Here is a 2041-nt window from a genome sequence, read left to right as displayed (position 1 = left end):
GCGCGATGGACGACTGCCGGGCCGCCCTCGACGCCGCCCGCGGGGTCGCCGATTCGTCGCCCGCCGACCCCGCTGTCGCCACCGGCCAGGACGCGGCTGCCCGCTTGGCGGAGGCTCGGCGGCTGTCCGCCTCGATGTTCGCGATGCACGAGGCCTATGACGCGGCAGCCGGCGAACCCTGGTCGACACGGCTCCCTGCCGACGAGGCCGCCGACCTCGAGCGGGAGGGCCACCAGCTGCTCGCCCGCATCACGGCACGCTGAGTCGATCCTTCCGGTTGAAACCCGGATGGAGTGGGTAGGTAATCAACGGTTCAACGACATCGTCCGAGGAGGACGAGATGCTGCACACCGCTCTACTCACCGCGCAGACCTTCCAGATCTCGCACTTCGCGCCGGTCACGCTCGGGTTCTTCGGTCTGGGCACCGGCTATCTCATCTGGGGACCACAGGAGCTCTTCGGCTACCCCGCCCGCAGTCCGGCGGCCGACCGCGCCACCGGCTGGTGGGGCGTCTGGTTGCCAGGCTTCTGCCAGTTCGTCACCGGCGTGATCCTCTTCGTCGGGATGACGTGGTTCCAGGTCTTCAAGGACCCGCTGCTCTACATGGCAGCCCTGGCGTTCTCCGCATACGGCATCCACTGGTTTGCCCTCGGGCTCAACCGGATGCAGGGCAACGAGGTCAGGACCAACGTGGGCATGTCCGTCGCCTACACGATCATCTCCGTGCTCGGCCTCGTCACCTTCTTCATGGGCGGCGGCTGGCCGGTCGGCCTGCTCTTCGTCGGCCTGACCTGGATCTACGTCGCGGACTTCTTCGCCAGCGCCGGCATTGCCGTCGCCGGACGAGTCCTCGGCCTGGCTCACTTGTGCACCGGGGTCTGGCTGATGTACCTCACCTTCGCCACGACACTGAACATCGTCAGCGGCTACTCCCTGCCGGGCGGCTGATCGGCAGCCGGGCCGGCCGCTCCCCGATCAGCGGCCGGCCGATGGCACGACCAGCACCTGGCCGGCGTGCACCTGCATCGAGGTGAGGTCGTTGGCCAGCTGCAGCTGCACGACGGCGTCACGCACCGGCAGCTGCGGCAGCTCGGCCGCGGCGATGTCGGACAGAGTCTGTCCGGAAGCCACCGTGACCGTCGGCTGCGCCACGCCCGTCGGCGCGGAAATCCCGCTCGCCAGGCTCATCGCGAGGGTCAGGACCGCGGCGGTCACCAGCAGCGTGATCGCGAGGCGACCGCGCCGGGTGACTCGGCTATGCGTCGGGCTCGCCTGCACGTCCGGTCCGGTCGGGACCAACCGCAGGTGCGACCGACGGCCCGGCCTGCGGGTGTGGGGACCGGGGTGCGGTGCCGAGCACGGGGCCGACTCGAGGTAGCCCCAGGTCGTTGCTGCGCTCATGCTGTCCTCCAGACGATCGGTGCGGTCGGATCGGTCGCGACGATCGGTGTCGAAGCGGTCGATCCCGAACACGTGTGCGATAGCACGCTTGTACGATTTCTAACACGTCGCGCCGACAATGTCGAGACACGCGTCGAACAGGTGTTTGGCCAACGTGTCCGAACTGCGTACGATGAGGTCATGTCCAGCAGCCAACCAGCGACCACCGACAGGGCCCGCTGCGCGCGGTCTCGGGCGGCCGCCATACCGGCTCTGACCTGCACTGATGTCGACCGCCCTCGCCCTGCCGCGGGCCGACGCCCGTCCACGACCCGCCCGCCTGCCGCAGTCCACATCCACTGAAGGGGATGCCACGATGGCCAAGATCCACGAGATGCCCGAGCGCGACAAGGGCGACGGCCTGACGACTCGACAGCGCCGGGTCCTCGAGGTCATCCGCAACTCCATCGACCGCCGCGGCTACCCGCCCAGCCTGCGCGAGATCGGCGAGCAGGTGGGCCTGACCAGCCCGAGCAGCGTGGCCCACCAGCTGCACATGCTCGAGCGCAAGGGCTACCTGCGCCGCGACCCCAACCGCCCGCGCGCCATCGAGGTCGTCTCCCCCGACCTGGGGCGCAGCGCGCGCGGCTACCGGGCCGG

General features: G+C 69.6%; 4 protein-coding genes. 3 read left to right on the top strand and 1 reads right to left on the bottom strand.

The genetic code is table 11. From position 1 onward, the window contains the following. A partial coding sequence (locus FRW57_RS23610) for a hypothetical protein (RefSeq protein ID WP_203230467.1) occupies positions 1-263 on the top strand: 263 nt, incomplete at its 5' end. A 77-nt stretch (positions 264-340) separates the two neighbouring features. Beyond that, the gene (locus FRW57_RS20860) at positions 341-949 is read left to right on the top strand and encodes a hypothetical protein (RefSeq protein WP_152186962.1); all 609 of its coding nucleotides are present in this window, start codon (positions 341-343) and stop codon (positions 947-949) included. Between the two features lie 27 nt (positions 950-976). Here the strand turns inward: FRW57_RS20860 and FRW57_RS20855 are convergent, their stop codons facing one another. Further along, complete coding sequence (locus FRW57_RS20855; RefSeq protein WP_152186961.1) at positions 977-1402, bottom strand: LysM peptidoglycan-binding domain-containing protein; 426 nt, start codon at positions 1400-1402, stop codon at positions 977-979. 355 nt (positions 1403-1757) lie between these two features. Here FRW57_RS20855 and FRW57_RS20850 point away from each other — a divergent pair. Next, positions 1758-2041, top strand: a 284-nt coding sequence (locus FRW57_RS20850; RefSeq protein WP_203230468.1) for a LexA family protein, incomplete at its 3' end; no start/stop codon positions are given.

The organism is Segeticoccus rhizosphaerae (assembly GCF_009192725.1).
GTDB classification, from domain to species: domain Bacteria; phylum Actinomycetota; class Actinomycetes; order Actinomycetales; family Dermatophilaceae; genus Segeticoccus; species Segeticoccus rhizosphaerae.
Note: the sequence above shows the minus strand (reverse complement) of the source record. Positions and strands in the feature narration are given on the sequence as shown.